General features: G+C 65.0%; 14 protein-coding genes and 1 pseudogene. 6 read left to right on the forward strand and 9 right to left on the reverse strand.

The genetic code is table 11. The features are described 5' to 3' along the window. Positions 1-436 precede the first annotated feature (436 nt). The 4 genes from ACYVKL_RS37465 to ACYVKL_RS37480 form a co-directional block, all read right to left on the reverse strand. The gene (locus tag ACYVKL_RS37465) at positions 437-859 is read right to left on the reverse strand and encodes a site-specific integrase (RefSeq protein WP_379172538.1); all 423 of its coding nucleotides are present in this window, start codon (positions 857-859) and stop codon (positions 437-439) included. Positions 860-1,373: 514 nt separating this feature from the next. Next, positions 1,374-1,706, reverse strand: a complete 333-nt coding sequence (locus tag ACYVKL_RS37470; RefSeq protein ID WP_379172540.1) for a transcriptional regulator — start codon at positions 1,704-1,706, stop codon at positions 1,374-1,376. Next, entirely contained in the window at positions 1,688-2,503 is an 816-nt protein-coding gene (locus tag ACYVKL_RS37475) for a hypothetical protein (protein WP_379172542.1), read from the reverse strand. Before ACYVKL_RS37475 ends, ACYVKL_RS37470 begins: the two co-directional genes overlap by 19 nt. Positions 2,504-3,147: 644 nt before the next feature. Continuing rightward, positions 3,148-3,804 carry a GNAT family N-acetyltransferase gene (locus ACYVKL_RS37480; RefSeq protein WP_379172544.1) on the reverse strand — a complete coding sequence of 219 codons (657 nt, stop codon included), beginning with the start codon at positions 3,802-3,804 and terminating at the stop codon, positions 3,148-3,150. A 1,068-nt stretch (positions 3,805-4,872) separates the two neighbouring features. Here ACYVKL_RS37480 and ACYVKL_RS37485 point away from each other — a divergent pair. Further along, a complete protein-coding gene (locus ACYVKL_RS37485; RefSeq protein WP_379172661.1) occupies positions 4,873-5,394 on the forward strand; it encodes a MepB family protein in 522 nt (173 codons plus the stop codon). A 131-nt stretch (positions 5,395-5,525) separates the two neighbouring features. Here ACYVKL_RS37485 and ACYVKL_RS37490 read toward each other — a convergent pair whose 3' ends face one another. Then, on the reverse strand, positions 5,526-6,596 hold the full coding sequence (locus ACYVKL_RS37490) for an IS110 family RNA-guided transposase (RefSeq protein WP_379172546.1): 1,071 nt from the start codon (positions 6,594-6,596) through the stop codon (positions 5,526-5,528). Between the two features lie 434 nt (positions 6,597-7,030). On the opposite strand from ACYVKL_RS37490, the gene ACYVKL_RS37495 reads away from it, so the two are divergent. Next, positions 7,031-7,645, forward strand: a complete 615-nt coding sequence (locus tag ACYVKL_RS37495; RefSeq protein ID WP_379172548.1) for a hypothetical protein — start codon at positions 7,031-7,033, stop codon at positions 7,643-7,645. Positions 7,646-8,181: 536 nt separating this feature from the next. Then, positions 8,182-8,511: a hypothetical protein gene (locus ACYVKL_RS37500; protein ID WP_379172550.1), complete on the forward strand. Its 330-nt coding sequence runs from the start codon at positions 8,182-8,184 to the stop codon at positions 8,509-8,511. A 308-nt stretch (positions 8,512-8,819) separates the two neighbouring features. Here ACYVKL_RS37500 and ACYVKL_RS37505 read toward each other — a convergent pair whose 3' ends face one another. The 4 genes and pseudogenes from ACYVKL_RS37505 to ACYVKL_RS37520 all read right to left on the reverse strand — a co-directional run bounded on the left by ACYVKL_RS37505 (position 8,820) and on the right by ACYVKL_RS37520 (position 13,363). Beyond that, on the reverse strand, positions 8,820-9,917 hold the full coding sequence (locus ACYVKL_RS37505; RefSeq protein WP_379172552.1) for a DUF6630 family protein: 1,098 nt from the start codon (positions 9,915-9,917) through the stop codon (positions 8,820-8,822). Positions 9,918-10,375: 458 nt separating this feature from the next. Next, a pseudogene (istB, locus tag ACYVKL_RS37510) lies at positions 10,376-10,963 on the reverse strand (IS21-like element helper ATPase IstB); the annotation flags it as partial. Between the two features lie 409 nt (positions 10,964-11,372). Then, positions 11,373-11,822 carry a MarR family winged helix-turn-helix transcriptional regulator gene (locus ACYVKL_RS37515; RefSeq protein ID WP_379172554.1) on the reverse strand — a complete coding sequence of 150 codons (450 nt, stop codon included), beginning with the start codon at positions 11,820-11,822 and terminating at the stop codon, positions 11,373-11,375. Positions 11,823-12,037: 215 nt separating this feature from the next. Continuing rightward, on the reverse strand, positions 12,038-13,363 hold the full coding sequence (locus ACYVKL_RS37520) for an amidase family protein (RefSeq protein WP_379172556.1): 1,326 nt from the start codon (positions 13,361-13,363) through the stop codon (positions 12,038-12,040). A 119-nt stretch (positions 13,364-13,482) separates the two neighbouring features. Here ACYVKL_RS37520 and ACYVKL_RS37525 point away from each other — a divergent pair, with 119 nt between their 5' ends. From ACYVKL_RS37525 to ACYVKL_RS37535, 3 genes are read left to right on the forward strand one after another with little or no spacing between them, the layout of a single operon-like run. After that, entirely contained in the window at positions 13,483-14,115 is a 633-nt protein-coding gene (locus ACYVKL_RS37525; RefSeq protein WP_379172558.1) for a DUF1989 domain-containing protein, read from the forward strand. Then, complete coding sequence (locus tag ACYVKL_RS37530; protein WP_379172560.1) at positions 14,112-15,233, forward strand: oxidoreductase; 1,122 nt, start codon at positions 14,112-14,114, stop codon at positions 15,231-15,233. Before ACYVKL_RS37525 ends, ACYVKL_RS37530 begins: the two co-directional genes overlap by 4 nt. Beyond that, positions 15,230-16,099 carry a polysaccharide deacetylase family protein gene (locus tag ACYVKL_RS37535; RefSeq protein WP_379172561.1) on the forward strand — a complete coding sequence of 290 codons (870 nt, stop codon included), beginning with the start codon at positions 15,230-15,232 and terminating at the stop codon, positions 16,097-16,099. Before ACYVKL_RS37530 ends, ACYVKL_RS37535 begins: the two co-directional genes overlap by 4 nt. Positions 16,100-16,185 lie beyond the last annotated feature (86 nt).

Raw genomic sequence — 16,185 nt, forward strand, 5'->3', positions numbered from 1 at the left:
TCGCTCTCTCCACTCGTGAGAAGTCGAATCCTGCTCCCACACAAAGGGGTTCACTAGACTCTCAAGCCTTGGTGACCCGACTTCGCCAGTAATTCCGCGGAGCCAGGCGAGCAGGCTGCAGGCACCGAAAGAGGGTCCTGTAGCAACAGTGCAGAAACAACGAAGTTCGTGTAGCTGCTGGGCAGCGCCTTCGTTCGGCTCCCGGGCCGAGGAGGCTGGTGAACTCACGCATGGCCTGCGGTGACGGTTTGAAGTAGCGGCATAGGTTCTCGGGTTTGCGATGTCGGACTTTGGCCATGAGTTCGAGCAGGCTTGCCCCGGATTCACCCAGATATGTCAGACCGGAAAGCCTGAGTTCGTGCAGGTCCCACCCAGTTCCGGGACCGTCGACGGCGGTTGCGGCGTCGAGCAGATCGCGCGCCTGGTCGTAGGACAGTCATGCCAGCCCGATGTCGGGGCAGATGTCGCGGTCGGCGAGGTACTTGCCGGGTCCGGCGCAGCGGTGGGTGACGAACAGCGGACCAACGCTGCGGTCCTTGATCAATCTCGGCAGCAGCCGGGCGGTGCCGGCATCCCAGTACACGGTCTCCAGGACGTGTTCGTGGTGAGCAGCGCCGCGGCGGCGGGTACAGAGTGTTGCGCCTGTGAATTTCACCGGGCAACAGCGCCCGGCCAGGTCCAGATCTTCGATGTTGACCTGAAGCAGTTCTTCTGCGCGAGCACACGTTTCGCACAGCATCCGCCACAGCGTCTTCTCCCGGATACGGACCTCGCGGCGGGCGATGAGCCGGCCAGCTGTGGCGGGAACGGCCGGTGCGTCCCAGCCCTGTTCGCAGCACCAGCTCAGCCACTTGCCCACCGCGGCGCTGCGCGCGTTCCAGGTATTGACCGCCGCTGTGCCCCATAGAGATTCGAGGGCCGCGGCCGATCTCGCCATCGGCCACCGAGGCCAGGAGACGACTCGGTGCGAGCAGACGGTCCGGCACACGGCCGTCGAGCTGGTCGACGGTCGTCACGATCGCGATGCTGTGAGGGATACCGGCACATCTCCCGCGCAAGGACTTTGATCGCCTACCCCGATCACCACCGCCGCCACACCCCCTCGACCTCGGCCTCGGTCAACGGTGTCCGCTTCTCCGACAACGGTCTTGTCGAACCCATCGCGCATCCCATCCTCGATCACCCGGACAAACCCAGTGTTGCACTGACCCATTGAGACCACAGGCATGTTCGGACGTCCAGTCCGACGACCCGGATGTGTTGGCCGATAACCGGTCAGCCGCCTCGGTCCGCGGTGGACATCAATATCACACCGACGTCATCCGGGCGTTCTCGGCCACGAACCGCTCCTGTGCGAGTGTCTGGAATTTCGGTCAGGACTCGGACACGGTCTCGCTGGCCCTGCGAGTCAGAACGGTGAGGGCATTGAGGTGGGCATGGTAGGCGGTGCGACCCTTGTAGGTGAGGGCGAGCCAGGTTTTCGGTTTGCGCCCCACATAGCCCTTGGTGATGGTGACGTATCCGGCGGTCTCCAGGACGGTCATCGCTTTGGAGAGGGTGGATTTGTTCAGCTCGCAGAGGTCGGAGACGACCATGAATTCGGCTTCGGTGCAGCCATCGAGGAATGCGACGAGTTTCAGGCGCGGCAGGGAGGCCAACAGCTCGTTCAGCTCTTCCATGGTGCGATCTACCGTCGCGTCTTCCACGATGCGATCTGTGGTCGTGCCTGGTCGAACCAGCTCCATCCGCCCATGATCAATCCGGCCAGCAGTTGCAGCAATGCGCCCAGCCTCGGATTTCCGAAGCCGAAGTCCGGAATGAGGAGCGCCACAACCAGCACCACCATGAACTTCCACTCCGCCAGCGGAACAGGAATGAGCCCGCGCGCACGCCGAACTCGGCGCAGCCACCGCACAATTGCGTACCACACCGCGAACGAGGCGATTGCGCCGATTGCGGCCGTCCATGCGATCGGGTCGTCGAGTTCGAATACCATCGCCACACCGACAAGCGTGACATACAGTCCTGCGAACACACCGGCGGCGATAGGTCCCCAGCTGGGCAAAGCGGCGGCCTCATGCGCCTGCCGAGTAGTAGCGGCGGCAATGTCCAGCGCCTGCTGTGGTGTCTGTGCTTCTTGCATGAGCTGACCGTACATCAACGAGTTTCCAATCGGCAACCCGTTTCTCATCTGACTGCTCCGCGTCTCGAGTCGCTCATCGGGCATAGAAAGACGTTCTGCGCCTTGGGTGTATGGACGTGGGGAACGTCCTGCTGATGCGCTTGTCGGGCCCGGTCTACCACTCTTACCGCGCCGGGGCTTGCCGAACGCGCTCCACCACCGATTGGCCGAGCAGATCCGCCACGCGGTCCGCGTGGCCATCGTTTCGCCGGCCTCGCGGGCTTCATCGGCCAGAAACCGGTAGCCGAATTCGGGGTCGTCGCGGTGGGCATCGAACAACGCATTGGCCCGATACGCCTCGGTTACCTCGCCTGCGGTCACCGGATCGGCCAGCCACCGATACTAGGGCTGGCGAGCGAGCTGCAGCACCCGGCACGTCACCGCCACGGGAATCTCCTCGGCGGCAAGCTCTTTCACGAGCGGGTAGAGCCTTTTCCCGGTATCTGAGCTTGTGACAGATACGCCGCGGCGCGCCGCAGGACCTCGTTTTCCTACTCCAGCAACCGGATCCGACGGCGGGCATCGCGCAACTCAGCGGACTCGCTACGCGTGGTTCCGGGTCCCTCCCCCGGCACCCCTCGTTTCTATGACCCAGCCGACGCTGCATACTCCGCCATACGGACTGCGCGGCCTTCGCCATGAGCGCGCACCGCCGGCGGTCGTACGACGCTCTGCCCGTTGATCTTCCGATGCCCCGCGCTGGCCGGTTCGGTCAGCGCGGTATGCGGCAAGAGAGTGCGTTCGGGCTCACTGATCCAAAAAGTAGCCTCTGCATGTGCAGATCGACACGCAGGGCGCCATCAAACTCGCCCGGCTCCGGGTAGCCATTCCGTTGGACGTGGACCCCAGAAGGTATCGCGAGCCTCTGCGAGACCACCAGATGGCGACTCGAAGAACTGGCACCGGAGGACCCGCCGTACACACTCGCCACTAACCTGAGTGTCAATCGCTGGCACGAGTCGTCGTCACCATGTTGTCCGGACTCCGAACAGCGGCAGGCATGCCTCCAGCCCAGTCACTTCCACCGGCAGGCTCCGATGGGCTTCCCATCGAGCACGGTTCAGCCGTAGCCGTCGTATCACCGCCGGTTTTCCGCGCACCGCGTGCACCTCGAGCCCGTCGTGCTCGTACCCGAGTTTGTATGAGACACCATGCGAGCCCAGGTTGTCCTCGAACGCGCCCGATACCGCCGAGTTGGCCCCGAGATGAGCGAAGGCCAACTCCAGCACCGCCGCCCGCATCTCGGTTCCGATTCCTTGGCCATGGTGGGTTCGGCCGAGCCAGGATCCGGTGTTCACCTCGGAGCAGACCGCGAAGTCCGTCGCACTAATCGTTTGGGTACCGACCGTCTCCCCGTCCCGGAGCACGACGAGGTTGAGCGTCCACGCGTCGACCTGCCAATCGGCCCAGCATCGCCAATGCCACCGCAGCACCCGCTGCGCACGTTCGTCCGGTTCTGCATCCGTCCACGCCGCGGTGAACGGCTGCACCGCAGGATCATGCACTCCCTGCACGGCCAGGTCAGCAAGCGCGCCCAGATCCTCCAGGTCAGGCATCCTCAGTTCCAGGCGCGGCGTCCGCACCCGCAATCCGGCCAGGGGCCAATGCGACATCAAACTCATGCCTGCCATTGTCGCCGACAGACAACATGTGGTTAACCAGCGGGGGCTCGATGCGCGAAGGTCACACGTCGCGGAATCTACTGCGCGATACCCTCCGACCACGGTCGACACGCAGAAGAGCAACTCCGAATCACGTGCCTCGCAGCAATTTCCCAGCAGTGGGAAGCATTTTCGGACTCAAGTTCAACAACCCAGCGAACGAATAGTCATCCCAAATGCATGCCCCACCGCACTGCAACTCGACTAGTGGCTGCCGCCTTCACATGGGCGTACAGCGGAACCTGGAGTGCATCCCAGCACGTTGACGACACCACCCGGGACGTGGAAGTTGCCGTGGCTGTCGGAGAGGCTGTTCGCTCTGTGGGACCCGCCCGAGTGAGTGCTGCCGCCGTCGTTCGAGTGACAGCCCTGGGCCGCCGAGGCGAGCGGTGCTGCAGCGATAGCCATCGCTGCGAGCGCGGCGGTCACGAGAGAGGCGGCGAAGATTTTCCGCGCTTGGTATGTAGTCATAGCGGTCTTCTCTGCACGGTCACTCCGGGAGGGCCCGGAACGACGATTGAACTAATGTACCGCTAGTTAACGGCTCCATGATTAGCGGCACAATGAAGCGTTGTTCCCCGCAGTGAGAACCGCAACAGTCCGAGCCAGACGACGACGCGCCTCCCCGAGCAAGCAAGGCCGGTCGAACGCGGACTCAGCCGGCTCAGCTCGCTGTCGCAGCGGCCGGCTCCCAGCTGAGGAAGGAGCACAGATACGCCCTGAAACGGTTGTGCCGCTATGGATCTCGATGCCGGCTTCCGTAACTTCCTCCGCACGGCATCGAAGTCACCCAAAGCCCGGTCGTCACTGCCGATGTTCGACAGCGCCCAGCCTCAGCTGGGCGGTCACGACTGTGGACGGCGATGGTCAGCGCCTGCTTACAGAGGATGCGGGCGCACACCGGGGTCGCTCTTCATACGCTCGTTGTCGCCCAAGCCCGCGCAGTGCGACGGCTTCCACCATCGGATCGCGATTAGATGGTGTGGGAAAGAGTCGGTTCAGTGAGGAGTCGGATTGGTTTCCGTTGGTGTGCATCCCGACGTCGCCGAGGCGAGGCATCTTCTCCGCCGTCTGGGTTTGGAGGTTTCGGCTCCGGTTCCGGAGACGGAGAACGCTGAGTACGGAGCTTTCGTCTCCCGCGTGGGTCGCGGGTCGGTCAGGTTCCGGGTGGGCAAGCTGACACCGACGAAGGTGGGTCTGTTCGTGACGGTATGGAAGCGTGCCATGGATGGTTCGACCGAACCATGCGCTGCAGAAGACGGCATCGATCTGCTGGTGATCACCGTCCGAGAGGGGCAACGCTTCGGTCAGTTCGTCTTCCCCAAGACCGCGTTGGTCGAGCACGGCATCGTGTCCGTGGCAGGTCGTGGCGGAAAGCGTGGGTTTCGCGTGTATCCGCCTTGGTCCGAGACCCAGAACAGACAAGCGATGCAGTCCCAGAAGTGGCAGTGCGGCTACTTTCTCGCTCTCGACGACGCCCGAAAAGTCAATATGCAGAAAGCACGAAGCCTCTACGACATGGCGCATCCCGCGTCGGCACCGCAGCCGTAGACGCCGACACCGAACTCGTCGTCGCGCTCGGAAAGCCGTTACCGGGCGCGCTGACCGAACCGGCCAGCGCGGGGCACTGGCGGCCGGAACCCGGTGCGCCGCAGACCGTCCGCTATTGGCACCCCTCTATGTCAAGACTTCGGTGTGGGTGTGGGGTTGACCTGAATCTCGGGTCCGGGATGTGGCTTGTCCGAAGGGTCGGTGTGTGGGTTGAAGCCGGTCGCGTTGGAGTCAGTAGTCGTTCCCGATTGCCCTCCCGGGCCTGCCCATTCACGGCGCCGCTGATCAGCGAGCATCCGCGCGTAGATCACGTTCGACAGTCGTCGTTTGAGGGCCCGCAGCGCTTCCATCGAGGTCTTCCCACCCGCTTTGCGGCCGTCGTAATAGAGCTGGCCTGCAGTGCGGTTGCGGAGTTGGACAATAGCCATGATGTGCAACACTCGGTTGATCTTGCGATTTCCAGCTCGGGAAAGCCGGTGTCGCTGTTGATCTCCCGAAGACGCATCCAGTGGTGCGGTGCCGTTCCAGGACGCAAATCGGTCCCGGTCCCGGAAGCGGCGGATGTCGCCGGTGTCGGCCAACAGCCGCGCCGCCGAGGACGGTCCGATCCCGTGTAACTCCATCAAGGTCGAACCGCGGTCGGTGACCAGCTGCCGCAACTCCTTGTCCGCGGCCCTGGTCTTGCGGTCGATGGTTTCCAGATCCTCGATCAACTCCACGACCAACCGCAGCCGGACCCTTGTTGCGGCATCCAGCGGCGTGATCGGGGCGATCAGGTCGCGGGCCTGCCGCGATGACAGGAAGGTCTTGGCGCCACCGGGAATCAGCTCCAGCAGCAGCCGGTGGAGTCGGCACAGAGTTTCGGTGCGGGCACGACCGAGTTCGTCGCGACGATCGGCGAGCATACCCAGCACGATCAGATCCGGATCGGCTTCGACCCGTCGCAGATTCCGTGCGTGCAGTGCGGCGAGCGCGACCGAGTGGGCGTCGACCGTATCGGTTTTGCGGCCGTTGCCGGTCGCGAACACCCTCACCTGCGCCGACAGTTTCGCGGGCACGTCGATCACGGTCTCACCGTCGTGGACCAGCCGATGCGCCAGGTGGCGCCCGATGCCGTTGCAACCCTCGACAGCCCCAGACCCGATCGACGAACTTCCGTCCCGCAGAGAGCATTTCGGTGTATCCGGCGGTGTCGGTGGCATACCGGCCGCCGGTCAGGACCCTTCCGGTCGTGTCGATGATTTCGATGGTGGCCGAGCGTTTGTGTGGATCCATTCCGATGATGATGGTCATCGCCGGTTCCTCCCGTGGTCGACATCGTGGTGTCCGTGCGGGAGGGCACCGCTAGTTCGAGCATGGGGCAGGCCCCTCTTCAGCCACTCCCTGCACGGCACCCGATGGGAGGCAAGCCAATAGAGAGCCACACCAAAACAGACGGCGGGCAGCCGAATATAGGGAGCATCCCACCGGGCACCTGGATCAAATCCTGGCCGGGATCCGATCCTGACACCAGTCTCTAACTAGCCGATGAGCGAGCTGACCAGCGACCATCAGGGTGAGCGGAACCTGCTCCCGGGTTTCCAACTCTGGGAAATGGATGGCCTCGAGCGAGAATGGACCGCTGATGGGAGCGGACATGGACATCGAGGAAATGCTGGACCGACTCGGCTCGGTGATCGGGCCGCCGCCCGCGGGCGGAGTGATCCCGGTTCCGTGGGAGCTCGGTCCCGAGGCGATCGGTTTCCAACTACCAGCGGACTACCGGGCGTTCATCGACCGGTACGGGATGGTGAGCATTAGCAACGAGCTGCACATCTACGCACCATCGGCAGCGCCCAGTTCCCGGATCGGGGAGCCGCTGGGTTTCGAGGGATTCCTGTACGCCACCACGGACCCCTACAGATACTGCGCCATGCTGGCCCAGGCCTACCAGGGCGGGGACTATGACGAGTGCCCGTATCCGCTGTTCCCGGCCGAGGGCGGGCTTTTGAAGTGGGGCAACAACTTCAACTCCGACCACTTCTTCTGGCTGATGCGGGGCCCGGACCCGGACCGTTGGCCGGTCGCCGCCAAGTTCGACTCGATGCGGGAGTGGGACCTGTTCGAGGGCGGCTTCCTGAAGTTCGTGCTGGCGGCGGTGACCGAACAGTATCCGTACCATGGGGACGTTGTTCCCGGCGGGATGAAGCAGGTCGGCGACGGCCGTGGCTACCGCCCTCGCGGTGACTGGTCGAAGCAGCTGCGGCAGTGAACCCGCGAACATGGTCAACGGCCATGCCCGCGGCGTCTTCGGCATGGGCGACCTGAGGGTCCCGTCTCCGTTCGGGGGTGACGCCCGTCGTTTTGCAGAACTCGCCAGGATTACACGAAACGCACCAATCTGCCGCTGATCGAGTGAACTGACGAACAGGCCTTGCCCTTCGCAATCGGGGGGCGCCGTGGCCGCGCCAACACACTCACATCACCATGTCGCGCTGCTGGAACGGCCAGCGCGGCACCTCGGATGAGCAATCTGCAGTATCCATCTGGTGCCGGCTGAACACACGTCAGTGCCGATCATGCGTCGTTATACCGGTACCCCCGCGACCGAGGCGGCGAGCCCAGCCGATCCTCCAGGTTGCTCTCGCGGCGACTGTACAAAGCTCAGGTTCGTCGTGTGGCTCTTGGGGAAAACCCCGATTGTCGGGGCCCTCCGAGCTGATTAGCGTTCTCGATCATGCTGGAACGCAACGCTTTTCGAATCCCGCCTGTGCGGTTGCCGGACTCTCGGTACTGGTCGCCGCTGCGGTGATCGCCCCGGCTCCGCAGTCCTCCGCCACGGAACTCGGTCCCGGACTGGTCTGTGGCGATGACTACACGTGCCGCAACGATTCCGACGACACCTATCGAGTGACCTGGCAGATGGTTTGCACCACCGGCCTCGGCAAGCAGTCCACCACCTGGGTCGGCCCGCACCGAACCGAAGCCTTGCGGCCGACGTGCCCGGCCGAGTACAAGCCCGGCTTCACCGATGACTTCAGCAAATGGGTCCCCGGTGCCCCGCGCAGTATTCGATACCTGGGCGCCATCATCGACAACGACCCCGCTCCGCACGGGGCCAACGGGTCCGCAGGGTGAAGCGGGCCGGTCGTATCGCGACGACAACCTGGACGAAAAGGCCAGCACGGGAAGTGATTCCAGACAAGGTTGCGCACGAGCAGGTTCAGTGGCCGCGGCTCGAACGAGCCGGGCCATTTGAAGCCCGCCCAAGACCCGCGTAGCCGCGGCCGGACATACGCTCATACCGCGTTCAGGAGAGGCCGAGTTGTCACTGGCTGGCTTCCTTCGGCCGTATCCGGGTGGACTGTGGCCCAGGCGGGGAAACGCAGCCACTCTATTGCCTCTGGGACGGGGTAGCGGGCGGGGATTTCCGGGTGCCGAACGCGTCAGCCGAGCCGGTCCGGTTCAGCCTCCTCGGGTGAGGTGGGGCTTTCGAGCCACGCAATGCGCGCCACCCCGCGGGCTGCTGTTGCCCTGTGGCTGTTGGCTATGGCCCAGGCTCTGATCGCGGCGCTCTGTTCCGGGCGCATGCGCGGCGTCCAGCGGCCATACCGCACGCTTTCGATGCCCACCTTGTGTCCGGTGAGCCGCGAGAGCAGTTCGAACTGGGACGGTGTCACGAAGGCCAGACAGTAGTCTTGCCCGGAATCCAGCGACGCCAAAACGGTGCCGAGGGCAAAGGCCTGCTCACCGATCTCTTCGAGGAACGCCTGGATGTAACCGACGCGATCGTCCTGGGCATGCTCGGCGTCGAAGGCAGCGACCCAATCCCATGGCAGCGCCGAGGGATAGGAGCTCAGCGATGTCAATTGCTCGCGGACAGACTGGGGATCGGCCTCGCGGGAGATGACCACCATACCCGCGATCCCGTCCGGAGATTCGACGCCGCGAACCGGTTCGGCCGCACCAGGGGCGAGGAGTGCCCGCCGTTGCGCCATGACGGCCCGCACGCCGAGCTCGAAATCGGGTTGCCGGCGGGCATAGTCGTGACAGTAGGCCGCACTTTTCGAGGTCTGGCGTACCACGCGATCCGGTTCGGGCGGGGCGGGCCAGAACTGCAGGAGGTAACGGTCCACTAGTGGCTCATCGTCGAGTCTGACGTCCTTCTCCCGTGCCTGGTCCATGCCCTGCGCGCAGTACCGCACCCGGTAGTCGATCCCTTCCTTCAAGTCCAGTTCCCAGTAGGCTTCGCCTGCCCACTGCGACAGGAAGCTTTGATCCGAGACCGGGTAGAAAGAGACCTCCACGACGTCTTCCCATTCCGGATCCAGCGGAGGAGCCTGGCCGTGCACTTCGACGGTGAAGCCGACGCGGCCAGTGTGCAGCCCGGTGCGCAGAAAGAGTGCGCCGGGTACCGCCGCGCCACACAGTCCTGAGCTCTGCCCGGCGAACGCCTCGTCCATACGCGAGTCGATCCCCCCGCGGGCACTCTCGACATAGATCTGGCTGTAGGAGACACCGACCTCGCGCTCGAACCTGAACACGTCTCACACCGTCCCCACCGGCGAGGGCCCACCATCGCCCGGTAGCACCACGGGCAGCGAGGCCCCCGGTGACGAGGGGGTGCTCGTCTCAGCACGATCGGTGCTGACTAGCTCGAGGGTGGAGTGGTCGGCAGCAGCGTGGTGCGGTCTGGTTCTCGAAGCGGCCATGGGGGGCAGCGTAGAGAAGCCCACCGACAGGGCGGCTCCCAACCCTTGCGGCACACACAATCACAGAATTCGACGCTTGTGCGGCGCATCGGCGGCCACCGCTGCCGAACGAGGACTGCGCTGATGCGCTGCGCAAGCACTTTGAGTCTCGGCTTGGAATGCACTGTATTGCCGCTCATCGGGCGGTCGCAGGTATCCGCGCTGCAAGAAAGCGGTTTCCTCCGGGTGGCCGAGCAGGGCACATCCCCCAGTTTCGCCAGATGGGCCGCAGGGTTCGGCCTAGCGCTAGCTGCGGGTGTGGTGTGGGTGAGCCGGTAGGAGTCGGTGCCGGTCTCGATGATGTTGCCGCCGAAGGTGAGCCGGTCGACAATCGCAGCACAAAGCCGGGGGTCGGTGAACGTCTTCGGCCATGAGGAGAAGCTTTCGTTGGAGGCGATCGCCACACTCGCTTTCTCCTCGCGTTCGGTGAGTACCTGGAACAACAGTTCCGCACCGCGCTTGTCGAGTTCCATATAGCCGAGTTCGTCGAGACAGATCAGATCCATCCGCCCGTAGCGGGCGACGGTCTTGGACAGCAGTCGGTCGTCGGCGGCTTCGACGAGTTCGTTGACCAGTTTCGACGCCAGGATGTATTTCACCCGGAATCCCTGCATGGCCGCTTCGGCGCCCAACGCGATCAGCAGATACGATTTGCCGGTACCGGAGTCGCCGATCAAGCACAGCGGCATCCCTTCGCGGATCCAATCGCATTTGGCGAGGGTGGAGATCACTGCTGGGTCGATGTTGGTGTCGGCGTCGAAATCGAACTCCCGCAACGACTTCTGCCGCGGGAATCCCGCGTATCGGATGCGGCGTTCACTGCGGCGGCGGGCGCGATTCGTCGTGGAGATCGAGGCCTACCCCAGTAGTTCCTTCACCGACGCAATGCCCGCGCCGCGGCGCCGCCGTGAACCGATACGCCTCCACCGTTTTCGGAGCCAGCTCGATATCGGCGGCGAACTTGGACAACGCTTCCGAGACTCCCGCCCGGCCCGGCTCGGGAGCCGCCCTGCTAACGCATCGGTTCGATCTCCAGTGCCAGTTCACCGCCATCTGGGCGAGAAAAGGATTCCGGACAACTTCCAAGGCAACAGGGGCGCTCTGTTCTGGTCGTGCTCGCTCTCGCCATCGGCGCGCCTTGCCGAGGCTCTACCTCAGGATCGCACTCACAGGGCGGTTCAGTCGCCGATCATGTGAGCCGCACACAAACCGTCCGCAATCACAGCTACCTACCCCCTGCTGGCGTGATTACCTGGCTTCACGCACGGTGGCAAGAATGCTGGCGACCGCTGGATCGATGGCAGCAGCTTCGTCGAATGCGGCGGTAAGGGTGTCGCTATAGGTAGTACTGGCTTCACGGTAGCGGGCACGACCGGCATCGGTGAGAACGGTGTACATGCCACGCTTGTCGTCAGGGCACGGATCGCGGTAAGTGAACTCGGCCGCATTGAGACGACCGACCAGGCGGGTGACCGAACTCTGGTTGAGCCCGACCTTGTCGGCCAGGACGGTCATGCGCAGTTCGTTGTCCTGCGCCTGGTCAAGGAAGCTCAGGGCGCGATATTCGGACAGCCCCAGGCCGTGACCGCGCTGCAAGGCAGTTGCGAGCCGGTTCTCCACGTAGGCGTGCAAGGCCAGCAGCCGATTCCACACCTGCGCATCGGCGCTGTTCTCCACGGCGTTGACCTTCGACGACATTCGACTTACTCCTCGGGGCACGAGGGTGACCGACCGGGTTGACGGGCACCAGCATACACATCATTACTTGTACATACATCCTCTTTCCTGCTTGCATATGCATACAATGACTCAGGCGTTGCGACCGCCGATTGCGGGTGTCATCGCTGCGACCGGCATCACCAGGATCGCAACCTACCTGCCCGCGGCGTGATCCGAGACGGCGAACACCACCGTCACGACATCTGCGCATTTACGAAGACGTGTCGCGCCCACTCGGCGTGCGCCAGCAGGTCGCCGTCGCGCCCGGACGGCAGCGACAGCAGCAGCCCAGACGTGGGCCCGCCTACCGAAGCCCGCACGGGTAGCGTGATTCCGCAGGTGCCCAGGTAGCTAAGGACCATTGTGGTGCGCAGCGTGGTGGCATTCGCGCTGTCGTAGTCGGCCGGGTCTCGGAGATCGGCCAGGCGCGGCGGTGGGTGACGCACGGTAGGGCACAGCAGTGCCGCACCGTCGAGTTCAGCGGCGAATTCCGCGCGCAAGGCGTTCATCCTGGCGTATACCGGGGCGATGGAATCGGCTGTGTGCGAGTTGTTTTCGAGCCTTCGCCGGGTGGCGGGCTCGATCGGCAGGCTGGAGCCGAGACGGTGACGGTGCAGCCGGTATGCCTCCGCGCCCACGATGGTGCCGAGCCCGTCCATCAATTCCTGTGCAGCACTCAGCGATGCCATGTCGCGCCTGCGAATATCAGCTCCGGCGCACCGGATTTTGGCAAGTGCGGCCTCGAAATCGGCGGCGATCCCGGGCGTGAGGTCTTCTGTCCACTCGCCGCCGGGCACGACGAATCGCCGCAGCGGCGTGTGCTCGCCACGTCGAATGGGCGCGAAAATCCGGTCGAGAGCGATGATGTCGTTCACGCTGGTGGCGAGGATGCCGGTGCTGTCGAGTGTGCTGGACAGGGGCGCGAAGTCGTTCGCACCGTAGCGTCCCGGGCTGGCGCGATACCCGATGATTCCGCAGTAGGCAGCGGGCACCCGTACCGATCCCGAGGTGTCGGTGCCGACCGCCAGCGGGACGATGCCGCGCGCGACCGCCACCGCGGATCCGGATGAGGACCCGCCCGGGACCAGCTCCGGGTCGAAGGGATTGGCGGGGGTGCCGAAGTGGAGGTTGATCCCGAGACCGGAGAAGGCGAACTCGCTGAGGTTGGTCTTGCCGATGGTGACCAGCCCGCTGTCATGGGCGCGTCGGACGAGGCGGCTGTCCACCGCGGCGGGTTCGTCGTGCAGGTGGCTGGCCGAACCGCTGGTCGTGACCGTGCCCTGGATATCGAAGACGTCCTTCCACGCGATCGGGACTCCGTCGAGCGGACCGCGCCGGGTGCCGCGCAGGCGGCGGCGATCGGCAGCCCCGGCCTGGTGTCCGGCGCGCTCGGCGGTGACGGTGACGAGTACCGCGGTCGAATCCGATTGCCGGGCCCGGTCTACGGCGGCTGCGGCCAGTTGGGCCGAGGTCGTATCGCCCGCTGCGAGCGCCTGCCCCATGGCGGTGGCGGTGGTCATGGACAGGACGCTACCCAGCAGTATTTCCGCCTTGATATGTAGGAAGATCCATCGAATTCCGATGATGCTGTGTGATCGTCCATTTCGACAGCGCCAGCTCGTTCGGTTGACTGAGCTGCATGACAGTGTTGAGCCATCCGGAGCCGATTACCGTGCCGGCGAGGCGAGCCCGGGCGGTGACCCTGAGCGCCGGTGAGAGGTTGCGGATCACCGATGTCGATGGCGGCCAGGTGGGTGATGTGTTCGCCTACAACGCCCACGACCTCACCGAGCACCACAGCGCCTCTCACACGCGCACCCACACCGCGCGACTGTTTCCCGCGCTCGGCGAGTCGTTCGTGACCAACCGGCGGCGACCGATCCTTACCTATACCGGCGACACCTCGCCGGGTGTGCACGACATGCTGATCGCGGCCTGCGACCCGGAACGCTATGCGGCGTACGGGGATCCCGAACACGCCAACTGCGCCGACAATCTGCGCCACACCGTGACCGAGCTGGGATACGTTGCGCCGCCGTTCATTCCGCAACCGATCAATGTGTTCATGCGCATTCCGGTAGCCGCGGACGAGAGCCTGACCTGGCTCGAGGCCGCCACCGCGCCCGGGGACGCCATCACCTTCCGCGCCGAAATGGACTGCCTGGTGGTGGTTTCCGCCTGCCCACAAGACCACAACCCCATCAACGGGGCACGACCCACGCCACTGGCCCTGACCGTCCTTCCCCCGATCAGCGAGGAGAACCACCGATGACCACCACCGAACTCGCCCACCCCGCACTCGAGCCGTTCGAGCTGGACACCCTGAAACTGCGCAACCGATTCGCCGTGGCGCCGATGACCCGGGTCTCGGCCACCCCCGACGGCACTCCCACCGAGCAGATGGCCGCGTATTACCGCGAATACGCGCTGGGCGGATTCGGCCTGATCATCACCGAGGGCATCTATCCCGACGCCGCCCACAGCCAGGGTTACTTCAACCAGCCCGGCCTGGTCACCGAACAGCACGTCGCGGGCTGGCGCGCGGTGGTCGACGCCGTGCACGCGGCCGGGACTCCGATCGTCGCGCAGCTGATGCACGCCGGAGCCATTTCCCAGGGCAATGCGCACGGTTTCGAAACCATCGGGCCGTCCGCGGTAGCGCCGCGCGGGCAGATGATGGTCGATTACGGCGGGGTCGGTGGAGCGTGGAACGCGCCCCGGGAGATGACCGCGCACGACATCGACGATGTCGTGGCCGGTTTCGTCGCGGCAGCGGAGAACGCCCGTGCGGCCGGTTTCGACGGCGTCGAGATCCATGGGGCCAACGGCTATCTGCTCGATCAGTTCCTGACCGACTACACCAACCAGCGCACCGACGAATACGGCGGGCCGGTGCAAAATCGCATCCGGCTCACCGCGCGGGTGCTGCATGCGATTCGCGCGGCCCTCGCAGACTTCCCGATCGGAGTCCGGCTGTCGCAGACCAAGGTCAACGACTTCACCTATCGCTGGCCTCAGGGTGAAGCCGACGCCCGCACCATCTTCGCGGCCCTGACCGAAGCGACGTACCTGCACATCGCCAGCGAGGGCCGGGACTTCCTCGAAACCGCGAAACTCCCCAGCGGCACGACCGTCACCCAGCTGGCGCGGGAGGTGTCCGGTCGCCCCGTCATCGCCAACGGGGGCATGCACAATCTGCCCCAGGCCGCCGATGTGCTGACCGGCGGGCACGCCGACATCCTGTCACTGGGTACGGGCGCACTGGCCAATCCGGACCTGCCGCGCCGGGTCGAGACCGGGGCTGAACTCTCCTCGTTCGATCATGAGATGCTGCACCCCATGGCAACCCTGGACTGCGCCGAGGCATGGCGCGAGCGCACCGGCGAATGAGCGCTCTAACCTGGACCCGCGGCGGGGCCGCGGTGGCGACGCTGACCTTCGACGTGGACGCCGAGACGCCGATTCTCGCCGAGGGCCGGCACTACGCCGAGCACCCCATGGTGATGTCACACCAGGCCTACGGACCGGATGTGGGGGTGCCGCGCATTCTCGACCTGCTCGACGAGATGGGTGTTCCCGCAACGTTCTTCGTACCCGGCTGGGTCGCCGAACAACGCCCGGGACTGGCCGCGTCGATCGTCGAGCGCGGGCACGAGGTCGCACACCACTCCTACAGCCACCGGCCGCCCACCTCGCTGCCCCCCGGCGCCGAGCGCGCCGATTTCGAACGCGCCCTGCAGGTATTCACGTCCCAGGGCATCGAGATCGCCGGGCATCGCGCCGCGATGTGGAGCGCCAGTCGCGAAACCCTTTCCCTGATAGCGGAATACGGCCTGGCCTACGACTCCTCGCTGATGGGCGATGACCGGCCGTACCACGTGGACACCCCACAGGGCTCGGTCATCGAACTTCCCGTGCACTGGTCGTTGGACGACTGGGAGCAGTACGCCTACCTGCCCGCACCGCGCATCGGCTCGGTCATCGAGTCCCCGGTCAAGGTCGAGCAGATGTGGCGGGCCGAGCTCGACGGCATGCGTCACTACGGCTGCCTGTTCAACGTGTGCATGCATCCGTTCCTGACCGGCCGTCCGGGCCGGATGCTGGCCCTGCGCAACCTGATCGCCTACGCCCAGGAACGCGGAGACGTCACCTTCGGCCGCTGCCGCGACGTAGCGAGCTGGGCACGGGAGGACACGCACACCCCGACCCGTCCCCTGCCTGCCTACAACGTGGACGAAACCGTCTACCCGCAGTAGCACACGTGGGTGGCGGGAGACGATGCCCTGCCGTGCACGGGGCGGGCCGCTGGGCCGCGGCGGCGGTAGCGCACGGCCGGAAAGTG

Source organism: Nocardia tengchongensis, assembly GCF_054781395.1.